The 24,511-nt window shown below is 47.9% G+C and carries 17 protein-coding genes and 1 CRISPR repeat array; of the genes, 1 reads left to right on the top strand and 16 read right to left on the bottom strand.

Annotated features, from left to right (window positions below):
* Positions 1 to 233 precede the first annotated feature (233 nt).
* From FN001_RS11205 to FN001_RS11230, 6 genes are all read right to left on the bottom strand, one after another.
* The gene (locus tag FN001_RS11205; protein ID WP_142411878.1) at positions 234 to 1,871 is read right to left on the bottom strand and encodes a transglutaminase domain-containing protein; all 1,638 of its coding nucleotides are present in this window, start codon (positions 1,869 to 1,871) and stop codon (positions 234 to 236) included.
* Between the two features lie 53 nt (positions 1,872 to 1,924).
* The gene (locus tag FN001_RS11210; RefSeq protein WP_142411879.1) at positions 1,925 to 2,824 is read right to left on the bottom strand and encodes a transglutaminase domain-containing protein; all 900 of its coding nucleotides are present in this window, start codon (positions 2,822 to 2,824) and stop codon (positions 1,925 to 1,927) included.
* 218 nt (positions 2,825 to 3,042) lie between these two features.
* Positions 3,043 to 3,768: a PHP domain-containing protein gene (locus tag FN001_RS11215; RefSeq protein ID WP_185911905.1), complete on the bottom strand. Its 726-nt coding sequence runs from the start codon at positions 3,766 to 3,768 to the stop codon at positions 3,043 to 3,045.
* A 142-nt stretch (positions 3,769 to 3,910) separates the two neighbouring features.
* Positions 3,911 to 6,442: a transglutaminase domain-containing protein gene (locus FN001_RS11220; protein ID WP_142411881.1), complete on the bottom strand. Its 2,532-nt coding sequence runs from the start codon at positions 6,440 to 6,442 to the stop codon at positions 3,911 to 3,913.
* Positions 6,443 to 6,712: 270 nt separating this feature from the next.
* Positions 6,713 to 7,108, bottom strand: coding sequence for a hypothetical protein (locus tag FN001_RS11225; RefSeq protein ID WP_142411882.1), 396 nt, complete (start codon positions 7,106 to 7,108; stop codon positions 6,713 to 6,715).
* A 56-nt stretch (positions 7,109 to 7,164) separates the two neighbouring features.
* Entirely contained in the window at positions 7,165 to 7,536 is a 372-nt protein-coding gene (locus FN001_RS11230; RefSeq protein ID WP_142411883.1) for a hypothetical protein, read from the bottom strand.
* Between the two features lie 1,055 nt (positions 7,537 to 8,591).
* Here FN001_RS11230 and FN001_RS11235 point away from each other — a divergent pair.
* The gene (locus FN001_RS11235; RefSeq protein ID WP_142411495.1) at positions 8,592 to 9,905 is read left to right on the top strand and encodes an IS30 family transposase; all 1,314 of its coding nucleotides are present in this window, start codon (positions 8,592 to 8,594) and stop codon (positions 9,903 to 9,905) included.
* 493 nt (positions 9,906 to 10,398) lie between these two features.
* Here FN001_RS11235 and FN001_RS11240 read toward each other — a convergent pair whose 3' ends face one another.
* The 10 genes from FN001_RS11240 to FN001_RS11290 all read right to left on the bottom strand — a co-directional run bounded on the left by FN001_RS11240 (position 10,399) and on the right by FN001_RS11290 (position 24,257).
* Positions 10,399 to 11,307: a hypothetical protein gene (locus FN001_RS11240; protein ID WP_142411884.1), complete on the bottom strand. Its 909-nt coding sequence runs from the start codon at positions 11,305 to 11,307 to the stop codon at positions 10,399 to 10,401.
* Between the two features lie 882 nt (positions 11,308 to 12,189).
* Positions 12,190 to 15,000 (bottom strand): CRISPR-associated primase-polymerase type A1, encoded by a 2,811-nt coding sequence (locus FN001_RS11245; RefSeq protein WP_142411885.1) that lies wholly within the window; start codon positions 14,998 to 15,000, stop codon positions 12,190 to 12,192.
* 11 nt (positions 15,001 to 15,011) lie between these two features.
* Entirely contained in the window at positions 15,012 to 15,320 is a 309-nt protein-coding gene (gene cas2, locus FN001_RS11250) for a CRISPR-associated endonuclease Cas2 (protein ID WP_207705624.1), read from the bottom strand.
* Entirely contained in the window at positions 15,317 to 16,336 is a 1,020-nt protein-coding gene (cas1, locus tag FN001_RS11255) for a CRISPR-associated endonuclease Cas1 (protein ID WP_142411886.1), read from the bottom strand. The genes cas2 and cas1 overlap by 4 nt, the downstream gene beginning before the upstream one ends.
* A gap of 3 nt (positions 16,337 to 16,339) precedes the next feature.
* The gene (locus FN001_RS11260) at positions 16,340 to 17,893 is read right to left on the bottom strand and encodes a TIGR02710 family CRISPR-associated CARF protein (RefSeq protein ID WP_185911906.1); all 1,554 of its coding nucleotides are present in this window, start codon (positions 17,891 to 17,893) and stop codon (positions 16,340 to 16,342) included.
* A gap of 254 nt (positions 17,894 to 18,147) precedes the next feature.
* A CRISPR array of direct repeats spans positions 18,148 to 18,556; the repeat unit is 37 nt; unit sequence GTGTCAATGCCCTGAATGGGGCGACCTTCATTTCCAC.
* A gap of 449 nt (positions 18,557 to 19,005) precedes the next feature.
* Positions 19,006 to 20,367 carry a zinc ribbon domain-containing protein gene (locus tag FN001_RS11265; protein WP_185911907.1) on the bottom strand — a complete coding sequence of 454 codons (1,362 nt, stop codon included), beginning with the start codon at positions 20,365 to 20,367 and terminating at the stop codon, positions 19,006 to 19,008.
* A 156-nt stretch (positions 20,368 to 20,523) separates the two neighbouring features.
* Complete coding sequence (locus FN001_RS11270) at positions 20,524 to 21,324, bottom strand: zinc ribbon domain-containing protein (RefSeq protein ID WP_142411889.1); 801 nt, start codon at positions 21,322 to 21,324, stop codon at positions 20,524 to 20,526.
* A gap of 369 nt (positions 21,325 to 21,693) precedes the next feature.
* Entirely contained in the window at positions 21,694 to 23,067 is a 1,374-nt protein-coding gene (locus tag FN001_RS11275; RefSeq protein WP_142411890.1) for a hypothetical protein, read from the bottom strand.
* A 235-nt stretch (positions 23,068 to 23,302) separates the two neighbouring features.
* Positions 23,303 to 24,067, bottom strand: coding sequence for a hypothetical protein (locus FN001_RS11285; RefSeq protein WP_185911908.1), 765 nt, complete (start codon positions 24,065 to 24,067; stop codon positions 23,303 to 23,305).
* Positions 24,009 to 24,257 carry a hypothetical protein gene (locus FN001_RS11290; RefSeq protein ID WP_142411893.1) on the bottom strand — a complete coding sequence of 83 codons (249 nt, stop codon included), beginning with the start codon at positions 24,255 to 24,257 and terminating at the stop codon, positions 24,009 to 24,011. The genes FN001_RS11285 and FN001_RS11290 overlap by 59 nt, the downstream gene beginning before the upstream one ends.
* Between the last annotated feature and the right edge of the window lie 254 nt (positions 24,258 to 24,511).

The raw sequence follows: 24,511 nt of genomic DNA on the forward strand, positions 1-24,511 counted from the left end.
GGAACTGCACAGCCCCGCTGAACAGCCGCTAATATATGCGCTTTACCCAGTATAAAAGGGATTTCGGGAAAAGTAAACAGGTTTCTTCTTTCTGCCGAAAAAAGGGGACAGATGGATTTTTTGTCCATCTATCCCCTGCCTGTTCCGCTTTTGCTCCCGCCAGACACTCTCTGCTCTTCCAGCTCTGCCACGCCTGTGTCTGTTTTGGTTTCTTCGCCATTGTATAACTTCGATCACTTCATTGTCTGATATTCCAATTTTCCGTTCGCATAGCAATAATATTCCCCGCCGGCTACTTCAGAAAGATTGAAATGGAATCTCTTCTTGCCATCCAGAGTATCTGCATATTCTTCATTCAGCTTCTGCTCCACAGATGTCGCGATCTTATCCTTTGTCTCTATTGCTTTCTGAAAATCTCCGGAATTGGAAGCGTTATAAGTATCTCCGAATTGCAGGAGAACTGCATAAGCATCTTTTTTATTATTGATCAGATCTTCCATATGTGCCATGATCTGATCGACCGTGCCATCGATATCCGTATAAGAGATGATCGTGCTTCCGGAACGCTCTTTAAAATCCTCCACAATTTCATTTCTCTCATCTTCATCATCGAGTTCCTTTGAAATCTCCGTTGTTCCACGTTTCATATACGCTGCAACAGCAGACGGACCATATTTCGTTCCTTTTGCGGAGATCGTATCCGGAGTCCAGGAGCTATGTGATCTTGCATCCCGGATCGCGCTGTCCGTCAGGTTGATATACCGATTGCGCAGATTTCCGAATCCATAATCGTTGTCACCGAGCGGATCTTCCCATGTGACATCGACATGGTACCAGTCCCCATCCAGTTTGACAAGGTTCCAGGCATGCGAGGCGCTTTGCACGTAACGCACATCAAGACCGCAGAGCTTCGCTGTCTGGAGAAATGCATCCGCATATCCCGAACACTGTGCCTTGCCGAGAACGATGCAGCTATATGCCGTGGATCTTGACCAGTCTTCTCCCTGTTCATAGCTGCAGTTCTCTACCAGCCATTCAACGATCTTGATCTCTTTTTCGAAATCGCTCATTCCATTGGTCAGATATTCCTTTTTGAAATTCTCGATTTCTTTCTTTGCCTCTGCCCACTGGGACGCGGACATCTTTCCGAAGTTGCCGGTTTTGAAGTCTCCGGCGCTTTTTCCCACGGAGCTGTCATAATAGTCTTTCCATGCCGCATCAACCTCGGTGTTTGTTCCCGCAGCCGAAGTACCACCGGACGATGAATTTCCCTTTCCGGAACCATTACTATTCCTGTTTGCTTTCCGTGTTTTGACCGTCTGGCCGTCCAGCCATTTTCCGTTCGCATCTACCTGGTAGCCGTCCGGCGTCTGGCAGGATGAGAGCGCCCAGCCGGCAGCATCAAAATAGTAGCATTCCGCAATTCCATCCTGATCTCCGTCCAGCCAGTACCAGCCGCCCGACGCATAGCTTCCATCCATATTCTGCCACCACCACTTATTCGCGTTGGCCCCTGCACCTTTCCGCCACATTCCATTCGGAACTGTCACACCGGGATCTCCGGAAGTGCTTTTTGTCTTTACAGTTCCATTCTCGACCCATGCACCTGATCCATCGACTTTATAGCCGTCCGGCGTTGTCGTGTTCGCAAGCATATAGCCATTCGCATTAAAATAGTAGCACTCCGATATGCCGTCATGATTGCCGTCGAGCCACTGCCAGCCGCCTGCTGCGTACTCCCCGTTATCCTGTTTCCAGCGCCATCCCGCGCTGTCCTGCTGCCAGGATGCAGCAAATGCCGGAAGGCTGCTGCTGACCGCCAGGATCATCGACAGTGCCAGAACCCTTCCCGAACTTGTTTTTCTCTTCATACCTTTTCTCCCTTGTTTGTGTTTTTTCGTTCTTTTTCACTGTTCCATACTTTCTATTGCCTGCTCTCCTTTGCAAGACACTCCGCAACCACCGCCGGGCCGTACTTCGTTCCTGCGGCAGCGAGCTCCGGTGTTTCCCAGGTGCTGTGGTACTCGACCGCACGGATCTGATCGTCCGTCAGATTGATATACCTGTTAGACAGGTTTCCGAAACCGTAATTCTGCTTACCGATCGGGTCCTCCCATGTCACATCAACATGGTACCAGTCACCGTCCAGTTTGACAAGATTCCACGCATGTCTTTCATTGTATACATAGCGCACGTCAAGTCCACAGAGCTTCGCAGTCTGTAAAAAGGCATCCGCATAGCCGGAACACTGCGCTTTTCCGAGAACGATACAACTGTATGCCGTTCCTCTCGACCAGTCTTCACCTTTTTCATAGCTGCAGTTTCCCACCAGCCATTCGATGATCCTGATTTCCTTTTCCAGATCGCTCATACCATCTTTGATGTACTGCTGTCTGAATGCCTCGATCGCGTTCTTTGTCTCTTTCCACTGGTCATTTGTCATCTTGCAGAAGTTGGCGTGCTCAAAATCGTTTGCACGCATGTTACCCGGTCCATAAGGATATTTTATATCCCCGCGGATCTTAATCATCAAAGCTCCGTTTTGGATCCATTCGCCCAACTCGTCTACCTGATATCCATCCGGCGTTGTCGTGCTTGAGAGCATGTAGCCGTCTTTATCAAAGTAATAGCACTCTGAAACCCCGTCCTGATCTCCGTCGATCCACTGCCAGCAGCTCACCGGATAGGAACCATCGTCTTTTACCCAGCGCCACTTGTTTCCCTGCTGCTGCCAGGAATCGGCAAAAACAGGAAATGCATGAAACATCGCCATGAGCAGTGCCAGTACCAGGATCCCTCTTACGCTTTTTCTTCTGTTTTTCATATACATTTCTCCCTTTCTTCTTTCTATGATTCCATTTTAGAAGACAGGGCTCATAAGTTTTGGACAGCCGGGATCCGTTACATTTTCGCGTTGTGCAGGCATAACTTGAATTCTTCTATAATATAACAAGAAAACCAGAAAGTTGTTTCAGGCGAAGTATACAGTTCCATTCGGACAGATTGTTATTGTTCACGTGTGGCGCAAACAGTAACCTCAGATTATACAAATGCAGCATACCGGTATCGCCGTTCCATCTCCTCAACAGAGTGTGCATCGACTCCGACAAGATAATTCTCATGGCTGAATTTCCAGAATTCATCCGGATAGAAGCAGTTCCGCTCCATGGAACTCACGTTTTTTTCGAGCAGGACATGATGTTCTTTCGCTGTATCGATCAGCACCTTTGCGAGTGAATGGTCCACATCAGCGATATTCTTCGCATAGCGGTATCCGCGGTCCGGATGTGCCACGCAGGAAAAGAGTCCGCTCTCCACTCCTTCGATCTCCGCCTGAATGATCCCATCTGCTTTTTTTGCATCGCTTTTCGCCGAAAAGCTGTATGATCCCGGCTCGATCTCGCAAAAATGCTGTCCGATCATGAGGAATTCGATCTGTTTATCCTCCTTTAAGGTCTCATAATAGGTCCGGTACCCCGGAAGGTATTCGATCTCAAGTCCAATCTGCACATGGATCTTTTCACCGTATTTCTCCTTCAGGTTCCAGATCGTATTCTTATAATCCGCAAGCTGTTCCATCTTCATGCGGGACCGGAACGGATCGCCCGGAAACGGGGCATGATCCGTAAATGTGATGCTCTTTGCTCCAAGCTGGATTGCTTTTTTTACATACGCCTCTTCCCGCTCCTCCCCCGCATGTCCGCATCTCCATGTGTGAACGTGGAAAATTTCCTTCTGGTTGATACAATGTGAATTTAAATCTTTCATTCTTTTTCTTCTCTCATCTATCCTTATCATAGCTTTATTTTACGGTTCCATATTCACTGTCTTTGGACATCCAGATAGAATGATCGGGCTGATCCCATTTCGGAACCAGCCCAATCCTGCAATACCAGCTTTTCTCTTTTTCCTATTCTACCTTCACGCAGGGAATCCGGAATGTCATGTTATCCTTCTTCAACCAGCAGGTATAATTTTCCCATCCGTCAGCAAGTCTGTAATCTTCTCTCCACGGTGCATCCAGATAATGGACTCCTGTATCCGCCTGATCCTCTCCTTTGATCCTGTGAATAACCTCGTTGGTATCCTTATCATAATACTCGACTATATACTGGTACTGCTTTTTCTCCTGCGTACGATCCGCAGTGTTCGTCTGATCTCCTGTGTTCGTCTGCTTCGCTGTGTGCGTATAATTCACAGTGACCGTACAGGAATCACTATCGATCTTAAAACTCCTTTTCTGCCCATCAGCCAGCTTGTGACCTTCAAAGGTTTTCTGCGGAATATTCACGGTGCTGCCATAGCGCGCAGTTCCTGTTACCTCGTCAAGATCCTCTCCATCAACTGTACAGTGGTACACGATCCGGTAGTCAGTGAGCTTTGCATACGTCACATTAAACATGTTTTGGCTATTCACCGACTTCAACGTATGCGCCTTAATTTCACTCGTATACGCCAGCTCATATCCGTCGAAGGATTTCTTTTCCGGTGTGACCGTCCCTCCGATCGCTCCTTCCCCCACTACCTCATCAAGTACATTTCCTTTTGTATCCCGATAAGTGATCCAATAGGAAACCATCGTCGGATCGCGAAGCTCCACAGTAGCCTCAATCGCATCTCTTCCCCTCACAATAATGTATGAGGTGCTTGTTGTTATTCCCTCTCCTTTCTTGATCTTGCAGGATTTGACTTTATAATTTTCCGGCACATCAAACGTGATGCGGCCATTGCGCTCTGACACACCTGTATCAGTTTTCATCTCTTTGCCGTTGCATACATAATGAAGCGTATACGGGACTTCCACATCATGACCTTCCTGATACGTGAGATTACTATAATCATAGCAGTAATATTCCCCATTTGTTCCTTCTCCCTGATACAGGATCAGTTTCAGTCCACTTCTCACGACATCCCCATACTTTTCATTCAGCTTCTGCTGTGCACGTTCAGCGATCTTATTCCTTGTCTCCGACATCTTACTATAATCGCTTGTTTTGGACGCATTGTAGGTATCTCCGAAACGTAAAAGGATCGCATAGGCATCTTTTTTATTGTCGATCAGATCACTCATATGCGCAACAATCTTGTCCGCTGTATCATTGACATTTGTATAGAAGATCGTGGCACTTCCCGGGCGCTTTTCCATGGACTCAAAAAACTTGTTTGTCCTTTCCGCATAGCTGGTTCCCAGTGAGGTATCAACCGATCCGCTCTTCAGATATTTGGATACAACGGGCGGTCCATACTTGGTTCCTTTCGCCGTTGCAGACTCCGGATACCAGGTACGATGATAGGAGGCATTTTTGATCTGATCGTCCTCCAGATTGATATATTTATTGCGCAAATGATTAAAACCATAATCATTGCTTCCGAGCGGATCTTCCCATGTAACATCGACATGATACCAGTCACCATCCAGTTTGATCAGGTTCCACGCATGGCTATTATTGTATACATAGCGCACTTCAAGTCCGCAGAGCTTTGCCGTCTGAAGAAATGCGTCTGCATATCCTGCGCACTGTGCCTTTCCGAGAATGATACAGCTGTACGCCGTCGATCTTGACCAGTCTTTTTTTGATTCATAGCTGCAATTTTCCACCAGCCATTCAATAATCTTGATCTCTTTTTCGAAGTCGCTCATTCCAGCTTTAATATATTTCTTTTTGAATTTTTCGACCGCAGCTTTTGTCTCTTCCCACTGGGAATCAGACATCATTCCGCGGTTTCCATTTTTGAAATCGTTTGCAGACTGGCTTACCGAATCATCCGAATAATTCTCCCAGGCAGTGTCCACTCCACTATTTGTCTGCTCCGCTGAACTGCTGTTTCCGCCTCCTGCACTGTTTCCGCCTGTACGATTCGCCTTTCTCGTCCTGATCTTCTGACCGTCCAGCCATTTTCCGTCTGCATCCACCTGATATCCGTCCGGGGTACGTCCGGAAGTAATTGCCCATCCGGATGCATCAAAATAGTAGCATTCTGCGATCCCATCCTGATTTCCGTCCAGCCACTGCCAGCAATTAGACGGATAGCTTCCATCGGAGTTTCTCCACCACCATTTGCCGGAGTTCGCACCGGTGCCGCCCATCCAGCTGCCGTTCGGCACGTTAACCGCAGAGTCAACCGACTGGTTTCTCGTTTTTACGGTTCCGTTTTCCGTCCATGCACCGGATTCATTGACATGATAGCCGTCCGGAGTCGTCGTGTTCGCCATCATATATCCGTTTGCATCAAAATAATAGCATTCTGCAATGCCGTCCTTGTTTCCGTCAATCCACTGCCAGCCGTTGGATGGGTAACCGCCCTCATCCTTTTCCCACCACCAGCCGTACTGATCCTTCTTCCAGGAAGCCGCAAATGCCGGAAGACTGCTGCTCACTGTCATCAGCACCGCGAGAGCAAGAATTCTGCCTGCGCCTTTCCGCCTGTTTTTCATATGCATTTTCTTATTCCTCCCCTGTATTCATACTTCTATTGTAGCTGTTCAGTCTCCTCACACCTGCAGAAATCTTCCCTTCGGATGCATGACCGGTTACAAGCAAAAATTCATTCCAGATCGGTCCCTGCCGGTGGGATTTTTGCCTTCCGGCTTATGTCTTATTACGGTCAGCGCAGCAAGTTCGCAGACCTGCTGAACAGTTACCATTATTTTACAATATCATCACTCTTTTGTACATATGACTTCTTCCTGCTCCGCAAGCCGGGCATCCGCCTACGCCGACTGTACCTTCTTATGATGATCCTTCCAGCATTCCGCATCGAATTTTCCAGCCAGAATCCATCCCAGCCGCTCTGTCGACTGTGCCATGTCTCTCACATTGTCCCAGGGCGATCTTTCATATGGAAACATTGGAAATTTTACAGTCAGTCTGGACATGCTCTCACAGATTCCCTGTGCAGCGCTCTGTGTCAGAGAAATTCCAAATACATTTCCGAGTGAAACCGCCATCGAGACATGGATCGGAAGGACCAGGGTCTTCCCGTCTGATGCCAGATCTTTTTTCACCATCACCGCTGTTCCCGCCTTCAGTCCGGCCCGTAAAATGATCTCCTCACATTCCATTCTCTGTTCTGTTGTCATAACCTCACCTTTCTGTATTAACACCATATATGTTTCCTGTTCCTGCTGCCCGTTCCTTTTCTCCCTCATGATCCCGGTTCCGATCAGAAAATCACCCCTGCGTTTGCCTGTCGTTCAAAATCGTGCGCGATGACCCAGCCGATCGCTTCTGTTACAGTAGCCGCAGTTCCGGCATTGATCACATTTCCTACTCCCGGGATCCATCCGCACAGCACCTGGGATGCAGTTCTTCCCATCATCGCTGCGGCAGCGCTGGCGCATGTTGCCTTCGCGACAGTGGAATTCAGAGAAATTCCAAACACCTGTGCAAGCAAGACCGCCATCCCCATCTGGATCGGTGTGATGAACGTGTTGTCACTTCCCGGCACCTGCGCAAGCCCCGCTCCGATCGCTCCTGCGGAAACACTTGCTGTGTGAATGATTGCATTACATTCCAGTTTCTGTTTGTTTGTCATACTCAAATACCTCCTGTCATCAGCCTTTGTTACAAGTTCCGTCATGCATCTATGGAAATCCCGGTTTTCTCTCTATTTTCCTTTTTTCGTTCTCATCCTATTTCTTGTTTAGATGTTTCTCAACTCGTTATTTTTATTTTACAGTATCTGCTTCATTGCTTTTGGACATTTCGTTTATCTGTATTACATCATCTCCGTTATACGGATCATTCCTTTCTCCTCTGGTTCTCTCTCAACCTTGTGATCATATTGTACGGCATGGGATTTACTGTTTTTGGACAGATACGATTTCAGAATAAAAGAAAAGACCAGGGAACTTTCTGTTTATATAAGGAAAGTTCTCTGGTCTTATGTTGTTGAAGTCGTTACGACTCGTGTGTTAAGGCCCTGAATGGGGGCGACACTCATTTCCACAAAAGTAGAAAAGTATTATAAAAAATTTGAGGAAGTGTGTCAATGCCCTGAAAGGGGCGACACTCATTTCCACAGACTTCGATGCAACGGAAACCGGTCTTATGCTCTACATGTGTCAATGCCCTGAAAGGGGCGACACTCATTTCCACACTTGCCTCCGGGAACCTGCATGAATAAAAGGTTTGCGGACCCGTTTTTTGCAAGTATTTTCCAGAATATTCTGAAAAAGGCTTTTTTGAGGGTGATTTTTGGCTTGTTCACAGTTTGTTCATATTTGCGGCCGAAATGAGGGATTTTCCCGTTTCCCACTGAAACCTATTATAACAGACTTTTTCCTGCCCTACAAGCACAATTTCCCACTGCACACGCTGCCCTAAAATGAAAATTTAAATTCCACTTCTCCAAAGGGCGGTGGAGTTTACTCTTGCACAGTTGATATTTACTCATGCATACTGATATGATACTTTAATCGTCCTTCTGACAGCAGTAGAAGGAGTTTGACTATGAGTNCCTAAAATGAAAATTTAAATTCCACTTCTCCAATGGGCGGTGGAGTTTACTCTTGCACAGTTGATATTTACTCATGCATACTGATATGATACTTTAATCGTCCTTCTGACAGCAGTAGAAGGAGTTTGACTATGAGTAAATATATCCCAGGCAACCAGAAGCATCTCACCATAGAGGATCGTATCTATATCCAGAATGAACTGGATAAGGGTACATCCTTTAAAGATATTGCCCGCTTTCTCTGTAAGGACCCTACTACGATTTCAAAAGAAGTGAAGGCCAGAAGAGCCTCCGATTGGTTTCACAAAGGGACTTTTCTTAATGTGAAGAACTTCTGTACCAAGCGTTTCCGTTGTAAGAAAACGAATGCCTGCAATAAGATCCTTTTTTGCGGCGTTAAATGTGCTTCCTGTCCCACCTGTAACCAGACCTGTCCGGATTTTCAAAAAGAACGCTGCAGCAAACTTGATCGGGCTCCCTACGTCTGCAATGGATGCAGTAAAAAGATCAATCATTGTACGATTGCCCACAAATATACCTACAATGCCAGGTTCGCTGACCGGAAATACCGGGAGTGTCTCAAGGATTCCAGGTCCGGAATCGCTATGACCAGACAGGAACTCCACAAAAAGGATAAGATCATCACTCCTCTGATCGATCAGGGCCAGTCTCCTTACCAGATCGTTGCAAACCATCCGGAATTGAATCTTTCCGTCCGCAGCGTTTACAACTACCTTGATATGGGACTTCTGACTGCCAGAAACGTTGATCTGAAACGTAAAGTGAAGTTTAAACCCAGAAAAGTCCATAAATCACAGATATCTGACCGCCGTGTCTTTAATGGCAGAACTTACGCTGATTTTCAACAGTTGCACCTGGAATCTTTTGTAGAGATGGACACCGTCCACTCCGCTGTTGGTTCCTCTAAAACACTGCTTACCTTCTTTTTTACAAGGGAAAAGCTGTTTCTTGCGTTCCTCATGAACCGGAATACGGAAGGATCTGTACGACTCGTTTTGGACCATTTAGAAAAGCGTTTTGGTACCTTCGATTTCCTGACTCTGTTTGAATATATACTCACCGACAGAGGCGCTGAATTCGGTGATCCTGATTCTCTCGAAACCGGTGTTACTGGTATCCAGAGAACCAACATTTATTACTGTGATCCCATGAGAAGCGGACAGAAAGGCGGCATTGAACAGGCACACACCATGCTCCGCATGATACTGCCGAAACGAACTACCTTTGAATTCCTGACTCAATGGGATGTGAATTTAATCACCAGCCACATCAACTCAACACCGCGGGAGAGTTTGAATGGGCGTACACCGTATGATGTCGCCCTGGAGGCTTTTGGGGAAGACGTCTTAAAAGCATTTCAGCTTAGGCGTATTGACCCTGACAAAGTCATCTTAACACCTAAGCTGATCCGCTATAACCACTAACCCATGAAGAAATCTGCTGTCAGACTGGAAGTAAACTTTTCACATTTTTCAAATGTGGCTGGTGGAATTTAGTCGTGCACACCGACCTCCAGCAGCTTGTTTGCCATACAGAAAAACAGAAAATTTCGCCATAGATTACTTGTATTATAGCATAGATTCCGCTTTTCTTCTTAAAAATCACTAGATTATAAGCAACTTTTAAAAGAGCGGTGGAATTTACTTTTGCACTGGAATTTACTTTTTCAAGTCAGCCTGCACACGCTGCCTGTTTGCACCTATAATTTCACAAGATCCACCTCCCCATTTTTTCTGCGCACCGCGATAAATTCCTGAGTAACTGTTAACACCTCATCGCCCTTATTCATAATTCCGATCTTGATCAAAAAATCACCCCCATACTTGCTATCACATGTTTTCTGTTTCGATTCTTATGGATCATGTACCTGTGATTGCCGCTTACTGCACCAAAACTCCGGAGCTTCACGCAAAGCGATCAGTCAAACAGGTCAAAAACAGCTCCTAATGCAAAGCCAATCCCCGTTGCGATCGCAACAGCCGGAAGAACAGGCGCTGCCGCCACCGCTGCAATCGCTGTTCCTGCTGTTCCGACCGCTGCCGCTGCCGCGCCGCCGACGGCAGTTCCTGCGAGAGCTGCAGATGCGCTGGTGGCTGCGGTGATGGCTGCAGCTCCTACTGCTGTCTCGGCAGCTGCTGCGCCTGCCGCACTGGCCGCTGTACCTGCAGCTGTGAGAGCTGCGGTTCCAAGATAGGTTGTTCCTACGGCAATAGCGCCATCCACCACCGTGTCAGCCACAGCATCCTCGATCTCCTTATTGCCTGCTACCACATCATAGAGATTGGCTCCGGCCTGCAATGGAACAAACACCTTTGCAGTGACTCCGGCTGCCGTCTTTCCGGCGAAATGGGCGCTGGACATCGTACCAGTAATTGGAGCCGTTGTGCTCTTCGTGATGGTCGATTCCAGGCGCATCGCATCCGCCACTGCTTTCGCCTCCGCGTTCGATACTGCGGACTCTTCCACGGCATATCCCGCTTTTCCGGCTTTCTGTGCCAGCTGCATGTTGCCTTTATCAACAACGACCTTTTCATAACCGGATCTCCATTTCGGCTGATTATTATGGTAGCCCATTTTCAGCTGTACCGGCATTCCGTCTACGATGAGGTCTGCCGCGCCATTGTTGTTGACCACATTGCAGCTATGTCCTTTCACTCTCACATCCGCCGCGTGCATCTCCTCAAAGGCAAAGCCCTTTAATCCTTTTTCACCTCCGCGTCCTGTATTTAAGGAGTTCAGTCCTTTCGCCATCTGAGAATACGATTCCGCACTCTTTACGCCTGCTGTTGTTCCGATCACGTTTTTCTTTTCTTTATTGTTCATCATAGTCAATTCCTCCTGTGATTAAGCGTTATTGTTTTCTTTGTTTTTATGTTTCTCAACTTGTTGTCTTTATTCTACGACATGTTCTTCATTGCTTTTGGACACTTCGTTTATCTGTGTTGCATCATCTCCGGCATACGAATCATTCCCTTCTACTCTGGTTCTATTTCAACCTTGTGACTATATTGTACGGCATGGGATTCACTGTTTTTAGACAGATGAGATTTCAGAATAAAAGAAAAGACCAGGGAACTTTCTGCTTATATAGGGAAAGTTCTCTGGTCTTATGTTGTTGAAGTCGTTATGACTCGTGTGTTAAGGTCCTGAATGGGGCGATCCTCATTTCTACAGTGCAGCTCCGAGTTCTCCGATGGGAGACGGCTTTATGTGTCAATGCCCTGAAAGGGGCGACCCTCATTTCTACAGTAACCGAGTTAATAGTAACGGAACCGAATATAAATTTTGTGTCAATGCCCTGAAAGGGGCGACCCTCATTTCTACACTTGCCTCTGGGAACCCGCATAAATAAAGGGTTTGCGGACCCGTTTTTGCAAGTATTTTCCAGAATATTCTGAAAAAGGCTTTTTTGAGGGTGATTTTTGGTTTGTTCACAGTTTGTTCATATTTCCAGTCGAAACAAGGGTTTTCTCGCCTTCAGCTAAAGTCCATTATAACAGACGTTTTCCTGTTCCACAAGCAGAATTTTTTCTCCTGCTACCTAATGATAATTCCGCAGACCTTCTTTCTTTCCTTCTTTCTCCTATCATAACAAGAACGAAAAAAGAGGAAAAATTCCCTCTGCACCCCTGTTACTGTCAGCCACTCTCACATCCATAACACCCCACGGCCGGGCTCCCCCATCCCCGGCCGCAAGCACACATCTTCTCAGATCTCGATCAGCCACTCATACCCCTGACCTTTTTTCCTTCTCACCAGCATCCCCATATCGACTTCCAGACAATCGACTCCGGCCTGATCGTAGATCGTTTCCAGCTCATTTTCCACCTTCTGGATTTTCTTCTCTACTCCGCGCTTCTGCTTTTTCATCTCCACGATCCGCACCGCCAGATCCTGTACCTTCTTATGGATATTGATCTCCTCGATGACCTTCTCCTCAACCTTTTTCGTCAGGGTCCGGCTTGTCGGGATCGTAATGTCATCCGCGACATCACTGCTGTTTTTTAACGCATGGAGCACCGGAGACGGATAACAATTCTTCGTCCGCCTGAAATTACAGCTGCACCCATATTCCGCAGTGATCTGCTTGTACTGATCGCGCAGCTTCACACAGCTGACGGGCTTTGCCGGAAGTTTCTGGATAAACTTCTCCGTGACATGATACTGGTAATTGAGCGTAAACTCCATCACGGTATGCACAAACGTCTTTCCCTCTTCCCCGAGATGCCCGAATACATACAAAATCGTCAGCCGCTCAAAATGTGACAGATATCCCGTTGTCTGCGCCTTCTGGCAGAGATAGCGGACTAGGTTGCATTTTTCCAGAACGACCTTCACACTCGGCGGAAGCTCCGCAAAACCTTCCAGCTCCAGGGAAAGTTCCCGCTTTTTCGGCTCCTTTTCCGCGCCGGACATGGTCCCCAGGATCTTCTTCACCGCCATCAGCGTATATTTTGCGATCCCGGTCAGAAACTCATACGACATCTCGACCGGCTCAAACTGCTCATTGCAGAATCCCGACCGTTTCCCGCTTTTGATATGCATTCCGCCCGGAAGTTTGATGCTCTGCCCATAAGATCCATTCCGGATCCGCGACCGGTTTGGGAAAAACTCGATCGAGATATCATCATCTGTTTTCTCGCGCTTTTCCTCCAGAACATCCTCCAGCATCACAACATAGCGCACCGGGATCCACTCTGTAAAAAACACCCATATATGGTAGCCCCTGTAACCACTGTTTTCGACATAGCCGTGAAGTCCCATTCTCTCCAGGATCTTCAATACCTCCGCTGCCCGTTCTGCCGCTCTCGGAAGATATTTCCGGATCTGTTCCTGCTCGGCGCCCATGAGAAGAAGCCGTTTCGACACGTCCACATCGATCACAAGATACTTTACCGTCTGGTTCGTTCTCTGCACATAGGATGCGATTGTTTTCTTCCCGGAAAAATGTGTTTTCAGGACCTCGTCCGTCAGCGGTTCCAGCTTCGGGACCACCTGTCTCTTATTTCCGGTGAGAATCTCCTCCTCCCCGTAGACATCATCCCTCGCCACAAAGAGCGCCGAATATGCCGCCAGCCATTCTCCTGTCATCTGCCCAGGTCGGATCGCGTCTGCTTCCGCTCCTGCCGCCTCACCGGAGAGATCGAGCACCGCCGGTCTCGTCTTCAATCTCTCGATCTTCTTCATGATCGCTGCCGCCCGGTTGTAAGCACCCGCATCAGAATACTCCTGCATCAGTTCTGTCCAGATCTCTTCCTGCTCCCGGACGATCAGTTCCTCAAAATACGAAAGGAAACGCTCCGGATCTGCGATCTTCTGCTCCCCATCCAGTCCGGTCAGCTCAAAAAACTGCTCGTACTCCCACAGAGCATCATCCAAACGATCATGCATGTTCCAGAACTTTGCCATATATTCGCAGATGCTCTGGCTGACATTTGTAAATTTCCTCCGTGTTTCCCGAAGAAAATCGAGTTTTCCATCCACATGATTCTGCATCATATAGACAACGACAACAAATTCCTGAATACTGCCGATCGGGCGCTGATCCTTATAATACTGCTCCCAGCCATTTAAGATCTCGGAGCCCTTTTTCAGCTTTTCCTGTAGCGTCGTCTTCCTGTTGAAAAAAACATCCTCAAGACTGGTGCTCAGGTTTTCTTCCGCCTTCGCGGGGATCTGCTTTCCATCCTTCCCGAGTGTATAGCCCAGGAAATCGACACGTTCCGTAAGCGGCACGATCTTCGTTTTGTCCTCATGAAGCGTGAGCCCTAGTTTTTCCAGATATACACCCATAAAATTCCTGATTTCCACAAGTTCCTGTTCCGTCTCCCCAAGAACCAGGATATCGTCGGAATACCGGACATAGCATCTGCATTTCTGAACCACTTCATGGTCAAACTGCATCAGATAAACATTCGACAATACCGGTGCGATCCCGGATCCCTGGTAGACACCACGCGTCTTCTTTGTCAGCGCTCCGTCTTTCCCCAGAGATGGCGCCTCACAGCAGCGACGGATCAGTTCGATCACATCGCTCTCCTTGATCCGTTCCCCGAGGATCTGATACAGTTTGGGCAGCATGATATAGTCAAAAAAGCTTTTGATGTCCGCTTTTAACGCCCAGTGAAAATTTTCCTTTCCGATCATGCTGTTCAGATGATCGATCGCCTGCAATGCCGCTCTTCCCGGCCGGTAGGCGTATGTGCTCGGCGACATCAGTCCGTCGTACATGCGGACCAGCTCCGATGCGAGCGACTGCTGGACGACTTTATCACGCATGGTATACAGGCTGACTTCCCGGACCTTTTCTCCCTTATAGAGCGGAACAAGTTTGACCGGAAGAGACTCATATTTATGCTCAGACAGCTCAATATTCAACTGCCGGATATTCTGCTTCCGGTTTCCGTCAAAATCTTCCCATGTCATCTCATCTACGCCCGGTGCCGGTTTATTTCTTTTTACCCGGTTCCAGGCTTCCGTCAGTTTCTGCTGATCGATCACTTTCGAAAATAGACCCATAGGCTGCCTCCTCAGATGATGATGATTTTCTCCTTCTCTATCTGTTCCTTTTCAACTCCGATCACCCGGATCTCCTCCACACAGTTTTTGCATAGCTGATAGATCCGGATGCTGTTGACGCTCCCGTTCTTTTTCTCGTCCTCTTCGTCCTTCTCCTCCTGTTTTTCCTCGATCTGCAGTGCCTGTTGGAGAAGATCTGCCAGTTTCGCGTAAAGTTCCCGGAAGCGCCGGTCGGTCAATTCACACTCGAACACACTGTACTGGACCCGCCGCCCGTAATTCTTTAATTCCTCCGCGATCTTGTTCCGGATCCGGTTCACGGTGATGTCGTAACTGATGATATAGAAACTTTCCCGTTTAGCTGGTATGGCTGGTACACCTCTCTCTCCTGGACCGCTTGCTTTAGCTTTTCCGCTTGTCTCTGGATCAGCTGGCGATAGCTTTCCTCTTCTCCCGAACAATTTTTATCCGTCATCCAGCGCTCAAATTCACGGCAGAATTTCCGGAACCCGTCCTCATTCAGGATGACCGAATCTTCTTCGAACGTAAAATCATATTTCTGGATCATCTGCTTGTTGAACATCCGGATCACCATCCGGTCCACGACCGGCTGACGGAATTCCTCCACCATATCGAGCGGCAGCGATTTTCTTCCATACCGGATCCCGTGAAGAAAGCCCATATACATCTCAAACGACTGTCCCTCAAGCGCCTTCGATACTTCCTGGGTCAGGAAGGTATAGCCCAGACTGATCATCACATTGATCGGATCCCGGGGCGGCCTCCGGTTTCTTCCGTCAAACCGGAATTCACATTTGAACATTCTCCCGAAAGACCGGAAATAAAGATTGCTCGCCATTCCTTCCAGCCCCATCAGCTTCCCTGTCCGTTCTGCCGTGAACACCTTTTTCTGAAGCTCTTCGATCTGCTTTATCTCCGTTTTCCATTCCTGATCCCCGGGATCCCACCGCCAGTTTTTGATGAGCTGTCTCTGATTTTCTATCTTTGAAAAAACGATCTGTTTTGCAAACGCGAGGCGCTTTTCCATGTTCTGATAGATCTCATACTGTGCAAGCCTGAGAAAGATATTTTTTGAGGATTCCGCCGCCGTCCTCCCAAGATATTTTCCGGAAAATGTCATGTATACAACATCGATCCCGTTCTGGAGCAGCGCCTGGACTGCCTGTGAAGTGAGCTGCACATTGCCGATCACCATGATGCTCTCGATCTGGTACAGCGGCATTTCCAGAAGACTCTTTCCATTTTTGGAGACGAGAAGCCGCTCGCCCCGTTTCTGAAGGATCGCCCCCTGTTCCTTGACATAAAGGACAGCCATGGACTACACCCCCAGTTTGGAATAATAGACGGATTTCGTCGGATTCAGCCAGGTAATATCCTGGAGATGCTGGTCAAAATTGACTTTTTCGATCTTGCAGAATTCACGGAACAGTTCCACAACAAAAAGTTTGAACCGCAGGAAATCCTGTCGGGAAACCGGTCCAAGACCATGTGCAAAAATACTGTTATTCCGCAGAAATACCATGGAACGGATCCGTTTTAATTTTTCGATCGGATCGCCGTGCTGCACCGCCATGATCGGATCATTCAACGCTGACAGGATCATAAAACCTTCCAATAAGGAAACCTGGTCAGGAAGATATTTTCCTACGTCATTCCGGAACATTTTTGACTTGATCTGGTAGACTTCTTCCTTGATCCATTCCTGTTTTTTCGCCGGTTCCATCTGATTGTTCTGGAGCTGATCCGGCGCAAGGAATTTGATATTGAGATAGCTCATTTTGGAGACATAGAGGTTATAGAGTGCTAACCGCCGCTGTTCGATCATTTCCAGAAGTCGGTACAGGAGAAGTGTCGCCATATCGTACTTTTCCTGCTGTTCCCTGAGACAGGCATTGGAGTACATTGTGAACATCAGCGGCAGCATACACTCCCGTTTCTGAAGGACGGAAAAGTTCTGTTTTTCTTTGATCTTCTCAGCCACTTCGTTCAGATGTCCCAGGATCTCTTCCTGTTTTTTGAACTGTGTCCGGTAGTCCATCATCACATAGGTCCGGTGGAGACGTCCATCCCGTTCCAGTTCATGATTTAGCTTTTTGATCATATCCCACGCTTTCGGAAAGTCGAGTGCGTCCCAGTATTCGTAGACGAGCGCAGAGAGATAGATAAAATTCAGCTGCTGCCGAAGCTCCGGATCCGGGATCGTCTCTTTTAAGACTCCAAGTTTTACCCGCGCTCCGGAAAAGTTTGCCCGGTCAAACAATACCATCGCACGTTCCACTTCCAGATCCCCGAAGACCGTCAGCGGATTGTCTATATAGTACAGCCGTTCGGAGCCAGGATATGGTTTTCTGAAATCTGCAAGATACTGTTCTGTTCCGATATAGACCATCTGGACATCGATCATGGCTGCTGCCATCGCCGCTGCTGCCGACATTGCTTTTGTTCCTCCGGTAAAGTCGATGTAGAGTTTTTCCGGTTTTCCCCAGGAGAGATATGCCTGTTTGATCTCCCGGTAAATATCGATCGGATCCGTCTCATGAACCCGGTGCTTTTCGTATTGTGCCGCTTCCAGGGAACAGTGTCTTACGACCTTGTTCAGGGTATCTTCCGTCAGTTCCGTATATAAAAACAGGATCCGTCTCGGCTGAAAATACTTGATGCTCAACACCAGCGGTTCATACGCGACTCCGACGGAGATGATCAGGTAGTCTACCTTTTCTTTTAAGGCATTCTTGTTATTCTTCTGAAATTCCGCGACGACAAGTGACATCAGCTTCTCCTCATAAAACGTCTCCGCAACCTGTCTCTGCTTTGAGGTTTTTCTCTCAAGTTCCATCCATTCCTGCGTGATCTTCTGAAGCTCATTTTTCATGCAAGGCTCCTTTCCGCGCTGATAAACAGGCGATGCAATTTTTACAGTAATTTTGTGCATGGCTTTCGAGGGAATTTTTTAATTCGGATCTGATATGTTTGTCTGAGAAATTTGAGTATGAATTATGTTTGAATTTCGGCCATCCGGCTGTCTGATTTGAGTTTGTCTGATCGGAATAGATACGATGATCGAAGTGTTGAATCCGTTGACTATGAGCGACTGGATGCGTCTGCAGGTTACACGGAGCAGAAAAGTCGGTAATGCCCTGAAAGGGGCGACCTTCATTTCCACAGTAGCTTTATGTCCATCGCAGTAGGTTACAAAAAGTGTCAATGCCCTGAAAGGGGCGACCTTCATTTCCACTTGACTGCATGGAAATCAAAAATACATACGATACACGGTGTCAATGCCCTGAATGGGGCGACCTTCATTTCCACAGAAGAACCTTAAAGAAACTCGCAAACCGTACCCTTGGTGTCAATGCCCTGAATGGGGCGACCTTCATTTCCACCTACTGTGACAACAAAGTGTAGTTTTGTAAAGTCGTGGATGTGTCAATGCCCTGAATGGGGCGACCTTCATTTCCACACTATTACTTTTGGAACAGTATCCAACAAGAATCTGTTGTGTCAATGCCCTGAATGGGGCGACCTTCATTTCCACACTTGCCTCCGGGAACCCGCATGAATAAAGGGTTTGCGGACCCGTTTTTGCAAGTATTTTCCAGAATATTCTGAAAAAGGCGTTTTTGAAGGTGAAATCTGGCATGTTCACAGTTTGTTCATATTTGGCGGCAGAAATGAAGGTTTTTCTATCTTTCAGCTGTCCTCATTATAGCAGACTTTTTTCTTCCCCACAAGCAGATTATTTCACATCCCCTCCACCGGCACCTTTCTTCAAATATCCCGACGCCATAAAAAGAGCCAAAGCAGACAGGTCCTTTCCCCTATCTGCCTCCGCTCTTTCTTCCTGACCATTATTTGATTTCCCGAATCGTTCCTGTCCACGCATTGCGCGGACAGGAACCCCAAAGCATCACTCCTCTCTACTTTCTTATTTGTATTCTTTTTCACATCCCCCCATTCTCTTTCATCCACACCTTATCTGGCGCTCTATACCTCACCTACAGAGTCCTCATGATTCCAGCCATCAAGGTTGGCGGTCACGGTACTGCGATAAAGGTCGTCCAGGCTCATGTAGCCGTAATAGTACCATTTCTGGGTACTCCACCAGCCACTGTCAACACCGGAATCCACCTCGACACGATCGTTCGGTGTGCTGTAGTATGTAATATCCACAGTCACATTTCCGTCCGCATCGGCAATGAGATCCTCATACCGGATGTACCAGTAGATGTCGTTGGTCTGATCATATGTGCTTTCCCCATTGCTGTAATTGTTATGAACCTGTGCTTTATAGACAAGGAACAGATAGTTGTCATTGGAGTTTTTCGATGTGAGAAGATAGTCCCCCATGTAGGTGAGAGATTCCAGGCTCTCCCCATCGCCCCAATCCTTGGCTGCTTTCGCATTATAGACATCCTCTGCCTGCTTCTGCATCGACGCAAGGGAATCTGCGCTGATCTCGGAGAGCTGTTTCACATAGTGTTCCAGGCCTTCGACCGTGTACTTCTTCGACAACTCTGCCGGAACCTTTCCAATCTTCTTCGCACAGTCGGAAATATTGTTCTTGCTGATGGAAACTGTCACGGTATCCCCGTTGCTGAGACCGCTCATCTTGTCACAGCTGAAATCGTACGGACTCAGCTCCGTCCCTGTGTAATTCACCTCTGCCCGTCCATCGGAGTCAAGTCCTGTGAAAGAGACATCCAGATCAGCGAACGCATCGAATGTATCGACTTCCTCGAGCTTTGATACCTTCTTGCTTCCGTCTTTTCCTTCGACCTTATAGCTTAAATACTTGCCCGCATCATCACTGATCTCCCAGCTGTAAGTGACTGTATCATCGTTGGACAGATCATACGCGTTATCAATGGAGACAAAGACGCAGCTTTTCAGCTCTTCGATCGGGCTTGTATACTGCAGCAGGTTGCCGAACTGCTTTCTGGCAGCGTCCGTGAACTTGAGCTTTGTACCGTATTTCTTTTCGATCGCATCCCAGTCGATCGTAGCCGTTGCTGTTCCGTAGCCGTCATATCCCTCGATATCCACCGTGAGATAATGATCCAGGTTGATCGTCTTATTGGACCCGAGCGCCATTCCGCCGACAACAAGGATCGCTCCGGCTGCTGCCACGCCGATCAGGGCATTCTTCGGGAGCGGTTTCGATGACGGAGCATTTTTCTGCGGATCTGCAGCCTGGGAGACCACTTCCGGAACTGCTGTTTCCGGTGCTGCCTGGGAAGCACTGCCCATGCTCTCTGTCTTGCTTTCCTCTAATAAAGCTCCGCAATTCTTACAGAATTTTGTACCGTTTTCGTTCTCTGTTCCACAATTTTTGCAATACATACTCATACTCATTTTCCTCCTGTTGTAAACGTGCCGTCAGCAGACCGTTCCTTCGGTCATCACGGCTGAACACTAGTATTTATCTGTAAAACGATCATTCCCCGCCGGTCACGCGCCGCGCAGCCGGCAGATCATGATTTCATGGTTTTCAAGCTTCTATCGTTAATTCTCAGAGGAATCAGTTCCCTCCTTTCCTTCCGCTTTCGGACTGTCTGCCCCGGTGATCACCTTCTCAGCTTCTGCAGTCTTTTTCGCTGCCTCCGCCTCCGCGATCATGCTTTCCGGAACAGGTGTACCGCAGGATGTGCAGAACCGGCTTCCATAGGAGATCGGTTTTCCGCATTTCTGGCAGTAGCCGATCGGTTTTTCCTTCGGTTTCCTGTTTCCGATGTTCTCAGTGACATCCCCTGCCATCCGGGTGACTGCTCCGGACATCTGGCTGACCGCCGATGACATCTGGTCGAGCGCCTTCTTTGCCTCCGGGTTCATCCCTGTCGGGATCAGTTCCCCGTCGAGATGTACCTTTCCGAGGAGGACCAGTGCGCCCAGCGCGATCGTGACTACCAGGATCACCATGTTGAAGGTGTACCAGCCTGTCGTCTCAAAAGAGCAGTAATACTGTTCCGCCGCATTCTTAAACGCCGCTTTCACGATCATCCAGACCGCCGTATCCGTTCCTGCACATACCATTGTGATCAGGGCCGATTTTCTGGCGCCCAGTGACTTCATGAACATGATTCCGAAGATCACTGCCGGCAGTGCCAGGGCGATCAGCATGGCCGGATACGGGTCAGATTTTTCGCCGTACACGGAAATGCCGGTCACGAGATCCATCGCGCTGACATCCAGCTTCTGTCCAGAGCACGATACCAGGAACGTCGGGCAGAAGGTGATCACGATGCACACCAGTGAGAGCATCTTGAAAATATTTCTCATACTAAAGATCGATTTCTTTTCGTTCATACAATTTCCTCCGTTTTTCTTTGCTTTTTTTGAAACGATTACAGTTTAGACGATTTTTTTCACTTCTTTTGGACATTCCACCTTTCTGTCTGCGCTTACTTAAATTTATCTGACCCGTTCTTTTCCTCCTTCATTTCTCAACCTTATGTCATTATTTTATAAAACCATCCTCACTCCTTTTGGACATCTGCTCTTTCCGGCAGTTCACTTTGTTTTCCCTCATCAACTTCATGTCTTGATTTTACAAAACCCTTCTCATTCCTTTTGGACATCTGCATCAAAAAAAGACCGGAAGTCCTTTCCCCTCCGGCACATCTGCTTATTCAGACATACCTTCGTGTGAAAGTCTTCTGGTCTTTCTTTTTCGTACTATTTTCCCTTTTTCGATTTTTCTTTCAGCATTCTGTAAACTACCTGGACAGCAAGTGCGATAATTCCCACACTGAAGCAGAACTGAAGAACCGTAACCACTTTTTCTGTCGGAGTCCAGGGGATCACGACATTAACGATCTTCGGCACCGCCTCCAGATAATCGATGCAATCGATCAGTGCTGAAAATACTGCCAGGATCGACAAAGTGCCTAACGTGCTCTCCATTCTCTTATCCTGCTCATCCCGGTCCTTTTCCGCCTTTTCCGCCCGAAGACTGCTCAGCTTGCTGACCGGTTCCATCACATCGGCAAACAACTCCGCCAGCTCCATCCGCTCCTCGATCTTCTTATAAAGCCGATGATACTGCGGGACCTCCGTGATCCGCTCATAAGCGTAATCCGTCTGGTAACTGTTCAGCTGATCCTGATATGTATTTAACGTTGGAAGATCATTCATCTCCCCGACTCCGAGATCCGTCAGGATCTTGTAGAGTTCAAATTTCCGATGAAGCAGAATAATGTAAGTGAAAAGATACTCCTCCTGAAACCGCAGGATAAAGCGGTTCAGTACATGCTCCGTCTCCTTCCTGACAATACAGGTAAGATTCTCCCCTGTCACACCCCATGTATAATCCTCTGTTGTCATCAGGATCTCATCCGGATCGTCGAGCTCCTCGCTGTAGGAAAATCCCTTTGACCGGAACCCGTTTCTTAAAAAATACAGGTCCCGCTTCCAGTCACCGTTCTTCGGCTCACAGGCCATGACCATCATATTTGCCCGCTCCATTCCCTCATTCACATGTGGGAAAAACCGGAGATTCCTGATCAGAGAATCGCCAAACAGCTCCTTTACAGCTTCCAGGATCGTCTTTTTCTGTTCCGGATCCCCGTCCTCCGCACCTGCCGGGACCAGCCGTGCGCGCTGTACCTTTTTTAAATAGTACAGCCCGTTGGCGATATATCCCGGATCATTCTTCAAAAAAGAAATCTGGATCGCCAGGATACTCACTTCTGTCCGGAACGTGTACAGATGGACCGTCTGGATCCGGAAGCAGAAGGTTTCCTCCAGGGAATTCTCCCCCGCCTCCTGTTCCACCTGATAGATCGTTCCGTCTTCTCCCCAGCCGCGCTCATGCGCTGCCTGATCCGAAAGACAGTAGTGAAGATACAGACATTCATCTTTCTGCTCCGGATTCATCTTGTCCGTAATATAACGGTAGATGTAGCGGTTTTTGTCCCGATCATCCATGAAACACCAGGCGTCATTTACTTCCAGCCGGGACTGGAAGTTGTCGTAGTCCATATTTACAAGATCCATAGGAAGGAACAGAAACGCTGTATTCGAAACTGTCTGAAATTTATCCTGATCCATACTCTTCTCCTTTTATCCCGGATCCGGAGACATGTTTCATCTGACGGATCCGGGATCCCTTATTCTGTCTGGCTGCCCCCGCTTAATTTTTCCACTTCGCTCTTTATCGCCTCCGGGTCAACCGGCGGGAACGATGCAAACGGAGTATTGCGGATCGCTGTCATATCTTTCACAAGCGGATATTTTTCTGCATACAGACGGAATCCCGAGCCTCTCACGTCTTCCCGGAGCAGATTCATCTGTTCCTCAATTCACTGACCATCGTCTCGATCGCAGCAAGTCTCGGACTTCCGTTTTCGATCACGATCTGGTACATCCCGTTTTTCTTCTGCACAAATCCTGTTATGCGGGAAGTCTGCTTTGTTCCCGGTTTAAATACGGCACTGCTCCGCTTTGCGATCTCCTCCGCATCCGCGACGCGTACCTGAACAGGTGCATGGAGCTTCATCCCAAACAGGATCTCCATAATACAGAGGGAACGCTGAAAGATCTCCTGAAATTCGTCTACGGTCTCCACCGCGCTCGATGCGCAGTCATTGCAGCGGATCCTGCCGTCATCCAGGCATTCATAGCTGACATCTGTGACAGGAAGTCCGCAGAAATCGCAGGTCTTGACCGAAGAGAGATCATAACTGCCGGCGTTGAATTCTTCGCGTTTTCTCGCCTTCGTCAGCGGATTTTTTCCATAACCGCATTCCATGAGGAAATCTCTTACGGACTCCAGCTTTAAGTGTGCGCTGACCGTCTCCCCTCCGAAGAGGAAGAACTGTTTTTTCGCATACTCCTCAGATCCATCCAGCTTTTCGAAATGCCAGGACAGGAAATCCTCAAGGATCTCCAGCATTCGCGGAAGATTCCGGATCACACTGTCTAAAAGACCGAGATCCAGTTCGCTGTCCTCGATGATGTAAAGAGCATCTTTCTCTGCGTCTCCGTCAAAGTCATAGCTCAATGCGCTGAGTTCTTTCTCCAGTCCCTCCGGCTTTTGTGAGCATCTCATGGACCTTTGCGACATTCGCCTTCTGACCGCCCGTCTCGACCATGCTTCCGGAGTCGTCATACACTACATTGATCACGCGTGTCGGGGTGTTTTCTTCTGCTAAGGAAACAAATCCCGCAAACAAGGTCATCAACATGGCCATGAGGCAGATCAGCACGACCCGGCATCTGTGTTTTTGCATTTGCTTCATACCAGTTTTCCCCTTTTCTTTTGGATGATTTTGCGATACACATGTCTCCATGATAGCACAGATCAGGTTGTCCTGCCATGCTGTTTTGACATTCTTCGACAGAAGTTTTTCTGTCGAAGAATGTGATGGAATTTCCAGGCCGAAAGCTCTGTACCATGCAGCTGCGGCAACCGATCTTGTCGGTATCTTTTTTTATGATAACTTCTTACATCCCGTACTTTTGTACAGCATCGGCAAATGTACTTTAGCCGCAC

The organism is Clostridium sp. Marseille-P7770, assembly GCF_902143525.1.
Lineage (GTDB): Bacteria > Bacillota > Clostridia > Lachnospirales > Lachnospiraceae > Pilosibacter.